Here is a 16,017-nt window from a genome sequence, read left to right on the forward strand (position 1 = left end):
CGGAGAAAGGTTATGACCTACCGTTTTTCCAAGGATATATCGGGGTGCGGTCTTTCCGGGATCATCAACACCCGCGGTAACAGGATAGGTGGCGGCGAGATCGTCAGATCGATCGTACTCCAGACGGACAGAGGCAATGGCCTCGGTGCAGGGTATGCCGCTTATGGAATATATCCTGACTATGCGGATTACTATGCGTTTCACATCATGTATGACGATTACTCTGCGAAAGAGGAGACGGAGTCTCTCCTCGAGAATCTCTCCGACGTCGTTTATTACGAGGAGATACCGACCCGGGTCACGGAGAGGATAAGAATTTCCCCCATTCTCATACGGTACTTCCTGCGGCCCGTGATCGAAAAGGCCCCCCGGGATCTTCACCTCCAGCACGAGGATGACATGATTGTGAACCTCGTTATGCGGATCAATGGCTTTGTCGAGGGAGCGTACGTTTTTTCATCGGGTAAGAACATGGGAGTATTCAAGGGAGTCGGATTCCCGAGGGATATTGCTGATTTTTTCCGCATCGAAGACTACGAGGCCTATATCTGGACCGCCCACAACAGGTTTCCCACGAACACGCCGGGCTGGTGGGGAGGCGCGCACCCCTTCACTATCCTGGACTGGTCGATCGTTCACAATGGGGAAATATCATCCTATGGAATCAACAAGCGGTATCTTGAAATGTACGGTTACAACCTGACGCTTCTCACCGATACGGAAGTCGTTGCCTACCTCCTCGACCTGCTCATAAGGAAGCTCGGGCTGGATATAAAATCCGCCTGCGTGGCGCTTGCGGCACCTTTCTGGAAGGACCTCGACAACAAGGAAGGGGACCTTTTCAGGGCTATAAGGATGGTTTTCGGAAGCGCGCTGCTCAACGGCCCCTTTGCCATTCTCTTTGCTTTTTCAGACGGCATTGTCGGTTTGAACGACCGGGTAAAGCTCAGGCCGCTCGTTGTCGGGACGAAGGGAGACTTTGTCTACATGGCAAGCGAAGAGGCGGCGATTCGCGAGGTGTGCCCCGATCCGGACAAAGTATGGGCACCGAAAGCGGGACAGCCGGTGATAGCGAAGCTGGAAAGAGGCATCATCAACTGAGGGTACCGTTCATGAGAAGGGAAATTGACGCAAAAGGCCTCTACTACAGGGATCTGAACAAGATGGTGCGCGATGCTGTCGGTGAGGGATGCACGGAGATCATCCTTTGCAATGTAAACGGTCAGTACTACATAGGAGATGGCATAAAGAACAGGGTCACGATAGTCATCGACGGGGTTCCGGGAAACGACCTTGGAGCGTTCATGGATGGCCCATACATAATCGTCAAAAATAATGCCCAGGACAACGTGGGAAATACGATGAATTCGGGAAAGATCTCCATCCACGGCCACGCCGGTGACGTATGCGGCTATGCGATGAGGGGAGGAAAGATTTTCATAAAGGGAGACGTGGGGTACCGGGTCGGCATACACATGAAAGGATACCAGGATAAGATACCGGTCATGGTTGTGGGTGGCAAGGCGGGAGATTTCCTCGGGGAATATATGGCGGGCGGGGTGCTCATAATCCTCGGGATATCGCAGGGAGAAGATAACGGGCTTCCCGTCGCGGGTGATTTCCTCGGTACGGGGATGCACGGGGGTGTGATTTTCCTGAGGGGTGAGCCCGATATGAGCAGGGTCGGTGCGGAAGTTGGCGTGGTGCCGATCGAGGATGCCGACAGGCGAATTCTCGAGAGCTCGATAAAGGAGTTTTGCGAAGAGTTCGATTACGACTACAACGATGTTATGAAAAACGCGTTCACAAAGATAGTTCCCGTTACAAACAGGCCCTACGGGAATCTCTACGCGTACTGAGGGGGGAGAGGAGATGTCTGAGAATTTCGTTGGCAAGATAGAGTCAAAAATTTCCAAGTTCATTGAAATCGTCGAGAAGCTCAAGGTGGAAAACGCACGATTACAGGAAGAACTGAACAGGAAGGTTCTGGAGAACGAGCAGTTGCGGCGGCGGGCGGAGGAGTTGTCCCGTGAAAAAGATGAAGTGAAGAAGAGTATCGAGAGGCTGCTCAGCAAACTTGAAGTGATTGAGTTGTGAAGAAATTGTTGTATAATTGAGTCATGAAAAAGGTAATTGACATAAATATACTCGGGTATAAGCTGTCGATATCAACGGATAAGGATGAACGGTACGTCGAGGAATTGACCTCGTATCTCAATGGAAAGTTGCGGGAGATAAAGCGTGACAACAAGACCATAACGAATATGGATCAGCTGATTCTCACCTCTCTCACCATCGCCGACGAGATGCTGATAATGAGGAGAGAGCTTGAAAATACAAAGGGAAAAGTCAAGGAGCTCGATTTACTGCTGGACGAAAAGTTAGGTCACATACAGGGATGAAAACGGCGTTCCCTTCTGTGTTGGTGACTGACGAAAGGTTTGAGCCAACAAAATGTTGAACGGGAATCCTCCCTGACGGTGGAGAGCACACCCCGCACCGGGGAAGCCAGAAGCCGTTACAAGGGTACCCACCTATGTGGGACGGGTTCAACATCAATCGTCAGCACGGCATCGGCGGGGAACATTTCATAACCGTTTTTTACATATATGTGGGATTGACACAGGGTTTTTTGAAGGGATAAGGATTTTATTACTATAAAGCCTTAACGCAGAGAAGATTGCACGAGGAAAAAGCCCCACAAAGCCTTATTCCCTTCCTGAAATGATCCCGCGATATCACGTGTTGTGGGATTTTTTTATGCCAAAAAACAAAAGCGCAATCAGAAAGAAAGTGATCGAAATGAGGGAGAACGATCTTTCTTTCAGGGAAAGAAAGGAAAAGAGTTCTCACCTGGCATCTCTGCTTATCAACGATCTCCTGCTGGCGACGAACGTGAACTCGGTAGGGCTCTACTATCCCATTAAAGGCGAGGTTGATACGTTTCCCGTTTTTGACTTTCTCATAAGCAGGGGTACAACGTGCCTGTTTCCAAGAGTTGTATCTGACGTGGAAATGGTGTTTCTTCCCGTATCATCGAAAAGGGAGCTTGTGAGGAGAAAATTCGGAGTCTACGAGCCCGACGTGGGTTTCTACACCGGCCTGGAGGGGAGTGTGCCCGATATCGTTGTCGTGCCTGGTGTGGCGTTTGACAGAGAAAATCACAGGATCGGATACGGGAGGGGTTTCTACGACCGCTATCTGTCCAGGCACAAACCATTGCTGACGATAGGTTTCGGGTATGCCTTCCAGGTATTGAATGCCATTGATGCAGACTTGTGGGATGTGAAGCTCGACCTTGTTCTTACGGAGAATGGCTGGCAGGGAGACAACAAAAACATCTTTGCCGGAGGTTCGCGGTGAATAACACAACGCTAATAATCGCTGTACTTGCGGGATTGGTAGCTCTCCTGGGTGTAATATCCATCTTTCTTTTCATCAATAAGAGAACGGCGGATCAAAAAATCAAGAAGGCGGAAGAGGCTGCAGATGAGGTGTTGAAGAGAGCCAAGCGAGAATCGGAGAGCATCCTCAAGGAGGCCTCGCTTCAGGCAAAGGACTATATGCTTCAGGTGAGGTCAGATTTTGAGAAGGAAACCCAGGAAAAGAAGGGGGAACTGCAGAGGCTGGAGCGAAGATTCCTCCAGAAGGAGGAGCTTCTTGACAGGCGAACAGAGTCCCTGGAGACCAGAGAGGCAGATTTTACCAAGCGGGAAAAGCAACTTGACCAGACGCAGAAACAGCTGAGTAAAGATATAGAGGCTTACAAGGAGAAAATACAGGAGACAAAGGACAGGCTCGAGCGCATTTCCGGCTACACTTTGGAGCAGGCCAAACAGGAGCTCATGGATATGATCGAAGATGAGGCCAAGATGGACGTGGCGAAGAAAATCAAGGCAATAGAAGACACGTTCAAGGAAGAAGCCGATAGGAAAGCGCAGAAGATGATTGCCCTTGCCATTCAGAAGTATTCAGCCGATTACGTCTCCGAGAGAGTGGTCACCACCGTTCCTTTGCCGAATGAAGAGATGAAGGGAAGGATAATCGGGCGGGAAGGCCGCAACATACGCGCCTTTGAAGCTGCAACGGGCGTTGACCTCATCATCGATGATACACCCGAGGCGGTTATCCTTTCCGGTTTCAACCCCCTCAGGAGGGAAGTTGCGAGGGTGGCGCTCGAGCGGCTCGTCGCCGATGGACGGATTCACCCGGCCAGGATCGAGGAGGTTGTGGAAAAGGCGACAGACGAGATCAACCAGCAGGTAAAGGAAGCCGGAGAACAGGCAATTTTCGACCTTGGCATCCACAACATGCACCCAGAACTTACACGGATGATCGGAAAGTTAAAATTCAGAACGAGCTACGGCCAGAACATGTACACCCATGCGCTCGAGGTCTCTTTTCTTGCCGGCGCGATTGCCTCAGAACTCGGGCTGAATCCCAAGGTGGCAAAGAGGGCCGGTCTCCTCCACGACATTGGCAAGTCCGTTGATCACGAAGTGGAAGGACCCCATGCCCTTATCGGTGCCGAGCTTGCCAAAAAATATGGTGAGTCGAGCAGAATCATCCATGCCATAGCAGCCCATCACGAGGATGAATCTCCAAAGGACATCCTCCCTATCATCATTCAGGCAGCCGATGCCCTTTCCGGGGCGAGGCCTGGCGCCCGCAGGGAAATGCTCGAAAACTACCTGAAGAGGCTCGAGGATCTCGAGAAGATCGCAACTTCGTTTCAGGGAGTTGAAAAGGCATATGCCATACAGGCGGGACGCGAGATAAGAGTTATAGTCCAGCCGGGGAAGACATCCGATGAATCGGCTTTGATGCTTGCAAGGGATATCGTGAAAAGAGTGGAAAATGAAATGTCGTATCCGGGGCAGGTGAAAGTGACGGTGATCAGGGAGACCAGAGCTGTCGAATTTGCGAGGTGAGCGGTCTGAACATTCTTTTCATAGGAGATATTATCGGACGGCCGGGAAGGCGGGCCGTCAGGGAAAACATCGATAAGCTTCGCAGGGAAGAAGATTTCGACCTTGTCATTGTCAATGCTGAAAATGTGGCGGGGGGGTTTGGCCTCACGGCAGAGGTGATAGATGAGCTTCTCGGGTACGGGGTCGATGTCATCACCACGGGAAACCACGTCTGGGACAAGAAGGAAATCATAGGGTATATAGAAAGCAATGACCGGGTCCTTAGACCCCTCAATTATCCGCCAGGAAATCCTGGAAGGGGTTACGGATTTTTTACCGGGCGAAGCGGGTCGAGTTACCTCGTTGCGAACCTTTCGGGAAGAGTTTTCATGGGAACCTTCGACTGTCCTTTCAGGGCGGTCGATGCCATGCTTGAAACCAACAAGCAGAGAAGCAAGTTCACGATAATCGACTTTCACGCCGAGGCGACTTCGGAAAAGGAGGCCATGGGATACTATCTCGATGGCAGGGTATCGGGTGTAATCGGGACGCACACCCATGTTCAGACCGCAGACGAATGCATCCTTCCCGGTGGCACGGGGTACATTACTGATGTGGGAATGTGCGGACCGATCAATTCGATTATCGGAATGAAGAAGGAACATATACTGGAGAGGTTTCTCTCCCAGATGCCGGTCAAGTTCGAAGTGGCAACGGGACCGGTACTTTTCAGCGGTGTGATGCTGGCACTTGATGTCGAGACGGGAATGTGCCGGAGCATAAGAAGGATCTATGAAAAAAGCGTGTGAGGTTCTCTGCAGATGGAAGACATGCTGAGAAGGCTATTGCGCGGTGTGGTCGATGTAATTCAGGAAAAGGAACTGCGACTCAGACTCGAGGAAGCGAAGCGAAATGGGAAACAGCTCAGGATAAAAGCCGGCTTTGATCCTACCGCGCCTGACCTTCACCTCGGTCACACGGTTCTCATCCATAAGCTGAAACATTTCCAGGATGAAGGGCACCAGGTGATTTTCCTTATCGGGGACTTTACCGGGATGATCGGAGACCCTTCGGGTCAAACTGAAGCGAGGCCACCCCTGACGAAAGAAGAGGTGCTGGAGAATGCGAAAACCTACCGGGAGCAATTATTCAAGATTCTCGATCCTGACAAGACCGAGATCAGGTTCAACAGCGAGTGGCTCGGCCAGCTGGCTTCGGATGAGATTATCAAGATCGCCGCGCAAATGACTGTTGCCAGAATGCTGGAGAGGGACGATTTCGACAGCAGGTTCAAGGGGGAAAGGGCGATTTACATACACGAGTTCCTCTATCCCCTCCTCCAGGGTTACGATTCTGTAATCCTCGAGGCAGACGTGGAGCTCGGCGGGACAGACCAGATATTCAACCTCCTCGTGGGGAGGGATCTCCAGAGATATTTCGGACAGGTTCCCCAGGTAGTGATGACGACACCGCTCCTCGAAGGCACAGATGGCGTGCACAAGATGTCAAAGAGTCTCGGCAACTATGTCGGCATCAACGAGACACCGGAGGTTATGTTCGGAAAGATCATGTCGATTTCAGACGATCTCATGATCAGGTACTACGAATTGCTGAGCGATATTTCTCTGTCCGATCTTGAAGACACGAAGAGGAAATTAAACGAGGGGAGCGTCAATCCCAGGGATACGAAGATGGGGCTTGCCGGGGAAATCGTGGCCCGGTATCACGGCCACGATGCCGCAAAAAGGGCAGGAGAAGACTTTATTCGTAAATTTTCCGAAAAGCTCTTCCCCGAGGACGTTTCTCTCATCGAGTTTTCCTACCCCGAGGATGAAATCTGGCTTGCGAAATTGATCGCGGAAATTTCCCCCTCATTTAACTCTACGTCGAAAGCGAAGCGGCTGATCGAGCAGGGAGGGGTCGAGGTAAACGGAGAAAAAATATCGGATGCGAGAAAATCGATTAAAACGACAGGGGATATTAAATTAAAAGTTGGCAAAAAGGAGTTTTTCAGGGTATCATTTAATAGATAGGTTTTTTCCCGGGGCGGGAAATCTTCGGTTTTTGAAATAATTATTGACATTTAGCGGAGGTTTGGCTATAGTGTTAATTCTGCGATTATTACCCGATCTTTGAAAACTAAACAGTGAATGGTACAGGAATCAATTCCACAATTAACTGGAGAGTTTGATCCTGGCTCAGAGCGAACGCTGGCGGCGTGCCTGATACATGCAAGTCGAGCGTGAAAGCCCCTTCGGGGGTGAGTAAAGCGGCGGACGGGTGAGTAACACGTGGGTAACCTGCCTTCGAGAGGGGGATAACCATCCGAAAGGGTGGCTAATACCCCATAAGGCCACAGATTCCACGGAATCAGGGGTAAAAGGCGGCAGGAACTTAGTTTCTGCTGTCGCTTGAAGAGGGGCCCGCGCGCCATTAGTTAGTTGGTAGGGTAACGGCCTACCAAGACGACGATGGCTAGCTGGTCTGAGAGGATGATCAGCCACACTGGGACTGAAACACGGCCCAGACTCCTACGGGAGGCAGCAGTAAGGAATTTTGCGCAATGGGGGAAACCCTGACGCAGCGACGCCGCGTGGGTGAAGAAGGCTTTCGAGTCGTAAAGCCCTGTCAGGTGGGACGAATAAAGCTCGTCGATAAAGCGGGCTTTTTGACGGTACCACCAGAGGAAGCACCGGCTAACTCCGTGCCAGCAGCCGCGGTAATACGGAGGGTGCAAGCGTTGTTCGGAATTACTGGGCGTAAAGCGCGTGTAGGCGGCCAGGTAAGTTAGATGTGAAAGCCCTCGGCTCAACCGGGGAACTGCATCTAATACTGCTTGGCTTGAGTACGGGAGAGGGAGGCGGAATTCCCAGTGTAGAGGTGAAATTCGTAGNNCGTGGGGAGCAAACAGGATTAGATACCCTGGTAGTCCACGCCGTAAACGATGGGCACTAGGTATGGGGAGTCTTTATACTTTCCGTGCCGTAGCTAACGCATTAAGTGCCCCGCCTGGGGAGTACGGTCGCAAGGTTGAAACTCAAAGGAATTGACGGGGGCCCGCACAAGCGGTGGAGCATGTGGTTTAATTCGACGCAACGCGAAGAACCTTACCTGGGCTTGACATCCCGAGAACCTCCTGGAAACAGGGGGGTGCTTGCCTTTGGCAAGAGCTCGGTGACAGGTGCTGCATGGCTGTCGTCAGCTCGTGTCGTGAGATGTTGGGTTAAGTCCCGCAACGAGCGCAACCCTCGCCCTTATTTGCCAGCATTCAGTTGGGCACTCTAGGGGGACTGCCGGTGTTAAGCCGGAGGAAGGTGGGGATGACGTCAAGTCCTCATGGCCCTTATGTCCAGGGCTACACACGTGCTACAATGGCCGGTACAAAGGGCTGCAAACCCGCGAGGGGGAGCCAATCCCAAAAAGCCGGTCTCAGTTCGGATTGGAGTCTGCAACTCGACTCCATGAAGGCGGAATCGCTAGTAATCGCGGATCAGCAGGCCGCGGTGAATACGTTCCCGGGCCTTGTACACACCGCCCGTCACACCACGAAAGCTGGCTGTACCAGAAGTCGCTGGGCTAACCCCTTCGGGAGGCAGGCGCCTAAGGTATGGTTGGTGATTGGGGTGAAGTCGTAACAAGGTAGCCGTAGGGGAACCTGCGGCTGGATCACCTCCTTTCTAGGGAGTATCTTTTATTACCTGTGCCATCTCACTGTTTAGTTTTGAAAGATCCGGCAACCTGTGACGTGCAGACAAGGGCCTATAGCTCAGTTGGTTAGAGCGCACGCCTGATAAGCGTGAGGTCGGTAGTTCGACTCTACCTAGGCCCACCAGACAGAGAGGTCTTTGAATATATATGATCCATCAGGGGGTGTAGCTCAGTTGGGAGAGCGCCTGCTTTGCACGCAGGAGGTCATCGGTTCGATTCCGTTCACCTCCACCAGAATAAACTTGATACCAGAGATTTTACATATTTTCACTGATCTTTGAAAATCGATCGAGAATGGAAAGACTCCAATGCGCTGAGTGGTGGTCAAGCTACTAAGGGCGTACGGTGGATGTCTTGGTGTCAGGAGGCGATGAAGGACGTGGCTGGCTGCGATAAGCCCCGGGGAGCCGTCAAACAGGCTTAGATCCGGGGATTTCCGAATGGGGAAACCCACCGGGATTCATCCCGGTATCCTGTGCTGAATCCATAGGCACAGGAGGCGAACGAGGGGAACTGAAACATCTAAGTACCCTCAGGAAGAGAAAGCAAATGCGATTCCCTCAGTAGTGGCGAGCGAACGGGGAAGAGCCCAAACCAGATAACTGTCATAGCCCGTGAGCGTTGGTTATCTGGGGTTGCAGGGTTCGACCGGGCGGGATCACGGACCTGCCGGGAAGTTACAAACCTGATTGATAGCAGAAAAGGCTGGAATGCCTTGCCATAGAGGGTGATAGCCCCGTATACGAAATTGATCAGGCTTCCTTGGTCGAATTCCTGAGTACCACGGGACACGTGAAATCTTGTGGGAAACCGGGAGGACCATCTCCCAAGGCTAAATACTACCTGGCGACCGATAGTGAACTAGTACCGTGAGGGAAAGGTGAAAAGAACCCCGGCGAGGGGAGTGAAATAGAACCTGAAACCGTATGCCTACAAGCTGTGGGAGGGCTATGCCTCGGGCTTTCGGGCCCAAGGAATGCCTGACCGCGTGCCTTTTGCATAATGAGTCAGTGAGTTACTCTGCGTAGCAAGGTTAAGCCGGCAGGTGGAGCCGAAGCGAAAGCGAGTCCGAACAGGGCGAATGAGTTGCGTGGAGTAGACCCGAAACCAGGTGATCTACCCATGGCCAGGGTGAAGCAGGCGTAAAAGCCTGTGGAGGCCCGAACCGGTGTCGGTTGAAAACGGCTCGGATGAGCTGTGGGTAGGGGTGAAAGGCCAATCAAACCTGGAGATAGCTGGTTCTCCCCGAAATATATTTAGGTATAGCCTCGTAAACTCTGTGGCGGAGGTAGAGCACTGGATGGGCTAGGGGTCCTACAAGACTACCAAACCCAACCAAACTCCGAATGCCGCCAACATTTATTACGGGAGTCAGACTACGGGCGATAAGGTCCGTGGTCGAAAGGGAAACAGCCCAGACCGCCAGCTAAGGCCCCCAAATGTGTGCTAAGTGGGAAAGGATGTGGAAACGCTAAAACAGCCAGGAGGTTGGCTTAGAAGCAGCCATCCTTTAAAGAAAGCGTAACAGCTCACTGGTCGAGTGGTTCCGCGCCGAAAATTCAACGGGGCTCAAGCACACTGCCGAAGCTGCGGGTGGACGGCTTTACGCCGTTCACGGTAGGGGAGCGTTCCACCCCGGGTCGAAGCCGGACCGAAAGGACCGGTGGACTGGGTGGAAGTGCTTATGCTGACATGAGTAGCGATAAAACGGGTGAAAAACCCGTTCGCCGGAAGCCTAAGGGTTCCTGGGCAAGGTTAATCCACCCAGGGTTAGTCGGATCCTAAGCCGAGGCCGAAAGGCGTAGGCGATGGCAAACAGGTTAATATTCCTGTACCACCTGTATTGCGTTACCAGCGAAGGGGGGACGCAGAAGGGTAGGCCATCCTGCTGACGGAATAGCAGGTCCAAGCCTGTAGGAGGGTTTCCCAGGCAAATCCGGGAAGCCGTAACTCTGAGAGGTGATGGGGAGGGGTTTTTAACCCCGCAAACTGGCTGATCCCACACTGCCGAGAAAAGCCTCTAAGCGAGTAATACAGGTGTCCGTACCGCAAACCGACACAGGTAGGCAGGGAGAGAATCCCGAGGCGCTTGAGTGATCCCTCGTTAAGGAACTCGGCCAATTGACCCCGTAACTTCGGGAGAAGGGGCGCCCTCATTAGGTGAAAGACTTCGCGTCTGGAGCCGAAGGGGGCCGCAGAGAAATGGCCGCGGCGACTGTTTACTAAAAACACAGGTCTCTGCTAAGTCGTAAGACGACGTATAGGGACTGACGCCTGCCCGGTGCTGGAAGGTTAAGGGGAAGTGTCATCCTGAGCTTGTCCCGGGAGAAGCACCAAACCGAAGCCCCGGTAAACGGCGGCCGTAACTATAACGGTCCTAAGGTAGCGAAATTCCTTGTCGGGTAAGTTCCGACCTGCACGAAAGGCGTAACGACTGCGGCACTGTCTCAACGAGGGGCTCAGCGAAATTGTGATACCGGTGAAGACGCCGGTTACCCGCGGCAAGACGGAAAGACCCCGTGCACCTTCACTACAACTTGGTATTGGATTTCGGGGCAATTTGTGTAGGATAGGTGGGAGGCTGTGAAGCCGGGGCGCTAGCTCCGGTGGAGCCGTCCTTGAAATACCACCCTGGTTGTTCTGGAATTCTAACCCAGGCCCGTTATCCGGGCCGGGGACAGTGCCTGGTGGGTAGTTTGACTGGGGCGGTCGCCTCCTAAAAGGTAACGGAGGCGCGCGAAGGTTCCCTCAGGCTGATTGGAAACCAGCCGTAGAGTGCAAAGGCATAAGGGAGCTTGACTGCGAGACTGACAGGTCGAGCAGGTGCGAAAGCAGGTCTTAGTGATCCGGTGGTTCCGTATGGAAGGGCCATCGCTCAACGGATAAAAGGTACGCCGGGGATAACAGGCTTATCTCCCCCAAGAGTTCATATCGACGGGGAGGTTTGGCACCTCGATGTCGGCTCATCGCATCCTGGGGCTGAAGTAGGTCCCAAGGGTTCGGCTGTTCGCCGATTAAAGCGGTACGTGAGCTGGGTTTAAAACGTCGCAAGACAGTTTGGTCCCTATCTGCCGTGGGCGGAGGATACTTGAGGGGAGCTGTCCCTAGTACGAGAGGACCGGGACGGACGAACCTCTAGTGTACCAGTTGTCACGCCAGTGGCACCGCTGGGTAGCTATGTTCGGAAGGGATAACCGCTGAAGGCATCTAAGCGGGAAGCCCCCCCCAAGATGAGGTATCCCGTGGTTTAAACCACCTGAAGATCCCTTGTAGACTACAAGGTTGATAGGCCGGATGTGTAAGCGCAGCGATGCGTTTAGCTAACCGGTACTAATAGATCGTGAGGCTTGACCGCCACTCAACGGATTGGAGTCTGAATCTCGGTTGAAAAAGAGCAAGAGCTTTTCCGGTGGCAATAGCGGAAAGGAAACACCCGTTCCCATCCCGAACACGGAAGTTAAGCTTTCCTGCGCCGATGGTACTGCAGGGAAACCTGTGGGAGAGTAGGTCGCTGCCGGGATTTAATTTCAAAAACCCTCATTGTGAGGGTTTTTTTTTGCAATGCAGAACGCAGAGTGCAGATTTCAGAATTCAAAACAAAACAGTATAAATTCAGAACGAGAACTTTCTGCCCTTGTGCTTCGTGATCATCAGTTTATCTGATCTTATGGCTGTATGGTAATCTATTCTGCATTCTGCAATCCTCATTCTGCAATACCATAGAAATGCCACTGGTTTTTTAATTTGCTTCTTGGTGTATATGATGAAAGTCATTATAATTTTAGAGAGCCATATTACTTGTCAATGCCGTTGATGGAGTTCGATATGTCGGGACATTCGAAGTGGCACTCGATAAGACATAAAAAAGCTCGGGAAGACGCAAAGAGGGGGAAAGTTTTTACAAAGCTCACCAGAGAGATTATAACTGCAGCGAGAATCGGCGGCGGTGACCCCGACAGCAATGCCCGGTTGAGGACAGCGATTGCCTCTGCCCGTGCCGGCAATTTGCCCATGGATAACATACAGAGAGCGATAAAGCGTGGCACGGGTGAGATTGAAGGAATATCCTATGAAGAGGGGACTTTCGAAGGGTACGGACCGGGAGGTGTTGCGGTTATGGTGAAGGTCCTCACCGACAACAGAAACAGGACCGTCTCGGACATACGGAGGATATTTTCGAAGGGTGGGGGGAATCTGGGAGAGTTAGGGTGCGTGTCATGGATGTTTGAAAGGAAGGGAGTCTTCAATGTCCGCAAGGAAATCATCGGTGAGGATGAACTTTTCGAGATTGCCGTCGAAGTGGGGGCGGAAGATTTGAAAAGCGAAGAGGGTTCTTCTGCATACGAGATATACGCAGACCCTTCGGCGTTCGAAGACGTGTTGAAAGGGCTCGAAGAGAGAGAGATCAAGGCCGATTACTCTGAAGTCACCATGATTCCCCAGTCAACGATTAAATTGACGGGAAAACAGGCAGAGCAGATGTTGAAACTCATGACCGCCCTTGAAGAGAATGATGACGTGCAGAGCGTATTTGCAAATTTTGATATCTCAGAAGCGGATATGGAAGCTTTCGGAGGAGGGTGATTGTTCAGGATTCTGGGGATAGACCCCGGTAGTATCTCCACAGGCGTTGGCATTGTCGATTTCGAGGGAAAAACTCCCCATCACGTCTTTCATACCGTTCTCCGGGTCTCGGCAAAGCAGGATTTTCCATCAAGGATCGACTTTTTCCACAAAGAACTCACCCGCATCATAGACAGCTTCGAGCCGAAAACCGCGGCGCTGGAGAAGGTTTTCATTTCAACGAATCCGTCATCTGCCCTGAAACTCGGTCTGATACGGGGAGTTATCATGCTCAGCTGCCGGATCAAAGAACTGGAGATCATCGAGGTGTCTACGCGGGAGATGAAAGTATCCCTCACAGGATACGGGGCTGCGGATAAAAAGCAGGTCGCATCCATGGTAAAGAGGATTCTCGGGATTTCCGAAAAGCTCTCCCATGATGAGTCCGATGCCCTCGCGATAGCGATCAGCGCAGGCTATGAAACAAAGAGCAGGGTTTCTGCTCACAAACTGAGCAGTGAGAGCAACGGGTAGGGTCTGGCGGCATTCCGGTTAAGGGGAGTTTATCGATGATAGATTATCTCGGCGGGACCCTGAAGGAAGTGGACGAGACGGGCGGGGTGGTCGATGTAGGCGGCGTCGGCGTGAGGGTCGTAATGTCTCTCCGGGATATATCGGAGTTGCCGGATTTGGATGGAGAGGTCAAGTTATATGTGAGGACGGTTTTGCGGGATGACTCGCTCGTGTTGTACGGGTTTACATCGAGGCAGAGGCGCGTGCTCTTCAATCTGCTCGTAACGGTGCCCACGGTGGGGCCATCCCTTGCGATTTCCCTCATATCGTCGATGGAGTTCGATGAAATCGCAGGGGCGATCATATCCGAAGATCACGAGAGGCTCTCGAGCGTCCAGGGAATCGGTAAGAAGACCGCCCAGAAAATCGTCATTGAGCTGCGTGATAAACTGCAAAGAAGGCTGGAGGATATTCACCTGCCATCGCTGGTTTCCGAGGAGGAGAGAGCGATAAGGAGGGATGTGGTGGATGCCCTCGTTTCTCTGGGATTTTCGAAGCAGGACTCCATACAGACCTGCTCCGAGGTCCTTCAGGGAACCGGAAATGAAAGAGCCGGAGTGGATAATATTATCATGCTCTGCCTGAAAAAACTGGGCAAGAGAGGGGGCGGAAAAAAGTAGATGGAGAAAAGACCTTTAGACGGGAGCATTTTTCCGGAAGAATACAGCATGGACCTGTCACTTCGACCGAGACGGATCGACGAGTACATCGGGCAGAAAAAGATCGTCGAGAACATCAATCTCTACATACAGGCTGCCGTGAAAAGAGGGGAAACCCTCGACCACGTGCTGATTTCGGGCCCGCCCGGATTGGGAAAGACGACGCTCGCCCACATAATAGCGAACGAGATGAGGATTCCCATTCAGACCACAACCGGCCCGGCAATAGAGAAGAAAGGGGATCTTGCAGCTATTCTGTCGAACCTTGAACAGAGTCAGGTTCTTTTCATCGACGAGATCCACAGACTATCCCCTGCGATTGAAGAGATACTCTATTCAGCAATGGAGGATTTTTTTATCGATGTCGTCATCGGGCAAGGCCCATCGGCCCGGACGATAAAACTCGCCATCCCGCCTTTTACCCTCATAGGGGCTACAACCAAGACGGGCCTCCTGACATCGCCACTTCGTGACCGGTTTGGGGTGGTACTGAGGCTGGAGTACTATACCCCCGAAGACCTGGTAATGATCATTCTCAGGTCAGCGGGGGTTCTCGGGATAGAAATAGACAGGGAAGGAGCTTACGAGATTGCGAAAAGGTCGAGGGGGACCCCACGGGTGGCGAACCGTCTCCTGAAAAGGGTAAGGGATTACGCAGAGATAATGGAAGATGGCAAAATCAGCGTAAAATCTGCGGGAATGGGCCTTGACCTGATGGATATAGATTCCTCGGGGCTCGATATGATGGACAGGAAAATCCTGTCCGTGATCATAGACAATTTTTCCGGTGGTCCCGTTGGCATCGAGACGATAGCCGCAAGCGTGAGCGAGGAAAAGGATACACTGGAGGACGTGTATGAACCGTACCTCATTCAAAGGGGGTTCATAAACAGGACCCCGAGGGGCAGGGTTGCGACAAAACTCGGTTATCGCCACCTGAAAAGGAAGTTGCCCCCTTCCTCTGAGCAGGAAGATCTTTTGTGAGGGAAGGAGAACCCATCGTTTCATCGTGGAGAGGATACCTATGGATTTCCACTGGCTTGGCAGACTCCTGGCGACGGCGGGCATCCTGCTCTTCATCGTCGGCGTCCTGTTGATGTTTTTCCCGAAGATTCCCCTCCTGGGAAAGCTTCCCGGGGATATTTACATCAGGCGGGAAAATTTCACCTTTTACTTCCCCATCACCACCTGTATTCTTCTCAGTATCCTCTTAACCCTCATTCTCCTGATTTTCAAAAAATGAGGCACTCTGCTTCAATAAGCCTCCCGGGCAATGTAATTCATCGGAAGTGAGTTAAGGCACGGTTTTTACCATTTTGGATGGGAAATTGCTCGCTAACCTTTTAAAAAGATTGGTTCTCTTGACTCAACCTGATCCTTATTTGGTGTGGCGTTGACGCGACACAACTGTTTTAATATTGCAACGCACAGCACGGCATTATTTTCCGTGTTCCTGCGACTGCGCTGCTAATATATTAATATTATTGGCTTTTCTAAATAAGAAAGAAATACGATATTTGGTATGTTAGTTGCAACATTCATCTATCAATGAATATTTCTCTCGAAAAAGACGGGTATCAGAAAACGATACGATCACCCGTCCA

General features: G+C 51.9%; 13 protein-coding genes, 2 tRNA genes, 3 rRNA genes and 1 other RNA gene. All 19 read left to right on the forward strand.

What is annotated here, in order from left to right; genetic code table 11:
* The first annotated feature begins 12 nt into the window (after positions 1–12).
* Positions 13–1,101, forward strand: coding sequence for a hypothetical protein (locus GTN70_02225; GenBank protein ID NIO15814.1), 1,089 nt, complete (start codon positions 13–15; stop codon positions 1,099–1,101).
* A gap of 11 nt (positions 1,102–1,112) precedes the next feature.
* Positions 1,113–1,859, forward strand: coding sequence for a hypothetical protein (locus GTN70_02230; GenBank protein NIO15815.1), 747 nt, complete (start codon positions 1,113–1,115; stop codon positions 1,857–1,859).
* A gap of 13 nt (positions 1,860–1,872) precedes the next feature.
* Entirely contained in the window at positions 1,873–2,097 is a 225-nt protein-coding gene (gene zapB / locus GTN70_02235) for a cell division protein ZapB (protein ID NIO15816.1), read from the forward strand.
* A 23-nt stretch (positions 2,098–2,120) separates the two neighbouring features.
* Positions 2,121–2,402 (forward strand): cell division protein ZapA, encoded by a 282-nt coding sequence (zapA, locus tag GTN70_02240; GenBank protein NIO15817.1) that lies wholly within the window; start codon positions 2,121–2,123, stop codon positions 2,400–2,402.
* Positions 2,403–2,408: 6 nt separating this feature from the next.
* Positions 2,409–2,587, forward strand: a non-coding RNA gene (gene ssrS / locus GTN70_02245) — 6S RNA.
* Positions 2,588–2,760: 173 nt separating this feature from the next.
* On the forward strand, positions 2,761–3,363 hold the full coding sequence (locus GTN70_02250; protein NIO15818.1) for a 5-formyltetrahydrofolate cyclo-ligase: 603 nt from the start codon (positions 2,761–2,763) through the stop codon (positions 3,361–3,363).
* Positions 3,364–3,377: 14 nt separating this feature from the next.
* Positions 3,378–4,931, forward strand: a complete 1,554-nt coding sequence (gene rny / locus GTN70_02255) for a ribonuclease Y (protein NIO15819.1) — start codon at positions 3,378–3,380, stop codon at positions 4,929–4,931.
* Between the two features lie 5 nt (positions 4,932–4,936).
* Positions 4,937–5,719 carry a TIGR00282 family metallophosphoesterase gene (locus GTN70_02260; protein ID NIO15820.1) on the forward strand — a complete coding sequence of 261 codons (783 nt, stop codon included), beginning with the start codon at positions 4,937–4,939 and terminating at the stop codon, positions 5,717–5,719.
* 12 nt (positions 5,720–5,731) lie between these two features.
* The gene (locus tag GTN70_02265; GenBank protein NIO15821.1) at positions 5,732–6,943 is read left to right on the forward strand and encodes a tyrosine--tRNA ligase; all 1,212 of its coding nucleotides are present in this window, start codon (positions 5,732–5,734) and stop codon (positions 6,941–6,943) included.
* Positions 6,944–7,085: 142 nt separating this feature from the next.
* A 16S ribosomal RNA gene (locus GTN70_02270) occupies positions 7,086–8,595 on the forward strand.
* Between the two features lie 70 nt (positions 8,596–8,665).
* Positions 8,666–8,742 (forward strand) — tRNA-Ile (locus tag GTN70_02275).
* A 34-nt stretch (positions 8,743–8,776) separates the two neighbouring features.
* Positions 8,777–8,852: transfer RNA gene (locus tag GTN70_02280), tRNA-Ala, on the forward strand.
* A gap of 87 nt (positions 8,853–8,939) precedes the next feature.
* Positions 8,940–11,972: ribosomal RNA gene (locus GTN70_02285) — 23S ribosomal RNA — on the forward strand.
* Between the two features lie 51 nt (positions 11,973–12,023).
* Positions 12,024–12,138 (forward strand): 5S ribosomal RNA (gene rrf / locus GTN70_02290).
* Together the 16S, 23S and 5S rRNA genes with 2 tRNA genes alongside form the textbook arrangement of a ribosomal RNA operon.
* 305 nt (positions 12,139–12,443) lie before the next feature.
* The gene (locus tag GTN70_02295; GenBank protein NIO15822.1) at positions 12,444–13,202 is read left to right on the forward strand and encodes a YebC/PmpR family DNA-binding transcriptional regulator; all 759 of its coding nucleotides are present in this window, start codon (positions 12,444–12,446) and stop codon (positions 13,200–13,202) included.
* Positions 13,203–13,715: a crossover junction endodeoxyribonuclease RuvC gene (gene ruvC / locus GTN70_02300; protein NIO15823.1), complete on the forward strand. Its 513-nt coding sequence runs from the start codon at positions 13,203–13,205 to the stop codon at positions 13,713–13,715.
* Positions 13,716–13,750: 35 nt separating this feature from the next.
* Positions 13,751–14,374: a hypothetical protein gene (locus GTN70_02305; GenBank protein NIO15824.1), complete on the forward strand. Its 624-nt coding sequence runs from the start codon at positions 13,751–13,753 to the stop codon at positions 14,372–14,374.
* Positions 14,375–15,397 (forward strand): Holliday junction branch migration DNA helicase RuvB, encoded by a 1,023-nt coding sequence (ruvB, locus tag GTN70_02310; GenBank protein ID NIO15825.1) that lies wholly within the window; start codon positions 14,375–14,377, stop codon positions 15,395–15,397.
* Positions 15,398–15,437: 40 nt separating this feature from the next.
* Positions 15,438–15,656 carry a DUF2905 family protein gene (locus GTN70_02315; GenBank protein NIO15826.1) on the forward strand — a complete coding sequence of 73 codons (219 nt, stop codon included), beginning with the start codon at positions 15,438–15,440 and terminating at the stop codon, positions 15,654–15,656.
* The last annotated feature ends 361 nt before the right edge of the window (positions 15,657–16,017 follow it).

Source organism: Deltaproteobacteria bacterium, from assembly GCA_011773515.1.
Lineage (GTDB): Bacteria > Desulfobacterota > Deferrimicrobia > J040 > J040 > WVXK01.

What these genes read in the sequence shown, in the direction of transcription:
- GTN70_02295 (NIO15822.1), top strand. Translation starts at nt 12,444, where the DNA reads ATGTCGGGACATTCGAAGTGGCACTCGATAAGACATAAAAAAGCTCGG.
- ruvB (NIO15825.1), top strand. Translation starts at nt 14,375, where the DNA reads ATGGAGAAAAGACCTTTAGACGGGAGCATTTTTCCGGAAGAATACAGC.
- GTN70_02250 (NIO15818.1), top strand. Translation starts at nt 2,761, where the DNA reads ATGCCAAAAAACAAAAGCGCAATCAGAAAGAAAGTGATCGAAATGAGG.
- zapA (NIO15817.1), top strand. Translation starts at nt 2,121, where the DNA reads ATGAAAAAGGTAATTGACATAAATATACTCGGGTATAAGCTGTCGATA.
- GTN70_02230 (NIO15815.1), top strand. Translation starts at nt 1,113, where the DNA reads ATGAGAAGGGAAATTGACGCAAAAGGCCTCTACTACAGGGATCTGAAC.
- zapB (NIO15816.1), top strand. Translation starts at nt 1,873, where the DNA reads ATGTCTGAGAATTTCGTTGGCAAGATAGAGTCAAAAATTTCCAAGTTC.
- GTN70_02265 (NIO15821.1), top strand. Translation starts at nt 5,732, where the DNA reads ATGGAAGACATGCTGAGAAGGCTATTGCGCGGTGTGGTCGATGTAATT.
- GTN70_02305 (NIO15824.1), top strand. Translation starts at nt 13,751, where the DNA reads ATGATAGATTATCTCGGCGGGACCCTGAAGGAAGTGGACGAGACGGGC.
- GTN70_02225 (NIO15814.1), top strand. Translation starts at nt 13, where the DNA reads ATGACCTACCGTTTTTCCAAGGATATATCGGGGTGCGGTCTTTCCGGG.
- GTN70_02315 (NIO15826.1), top strand. Translation starts at nt 15,438, where the DNA reads ATGGATTTCCACTGGCTTGGCAGACTCCTGGCGACGGCGGGCATCCTG.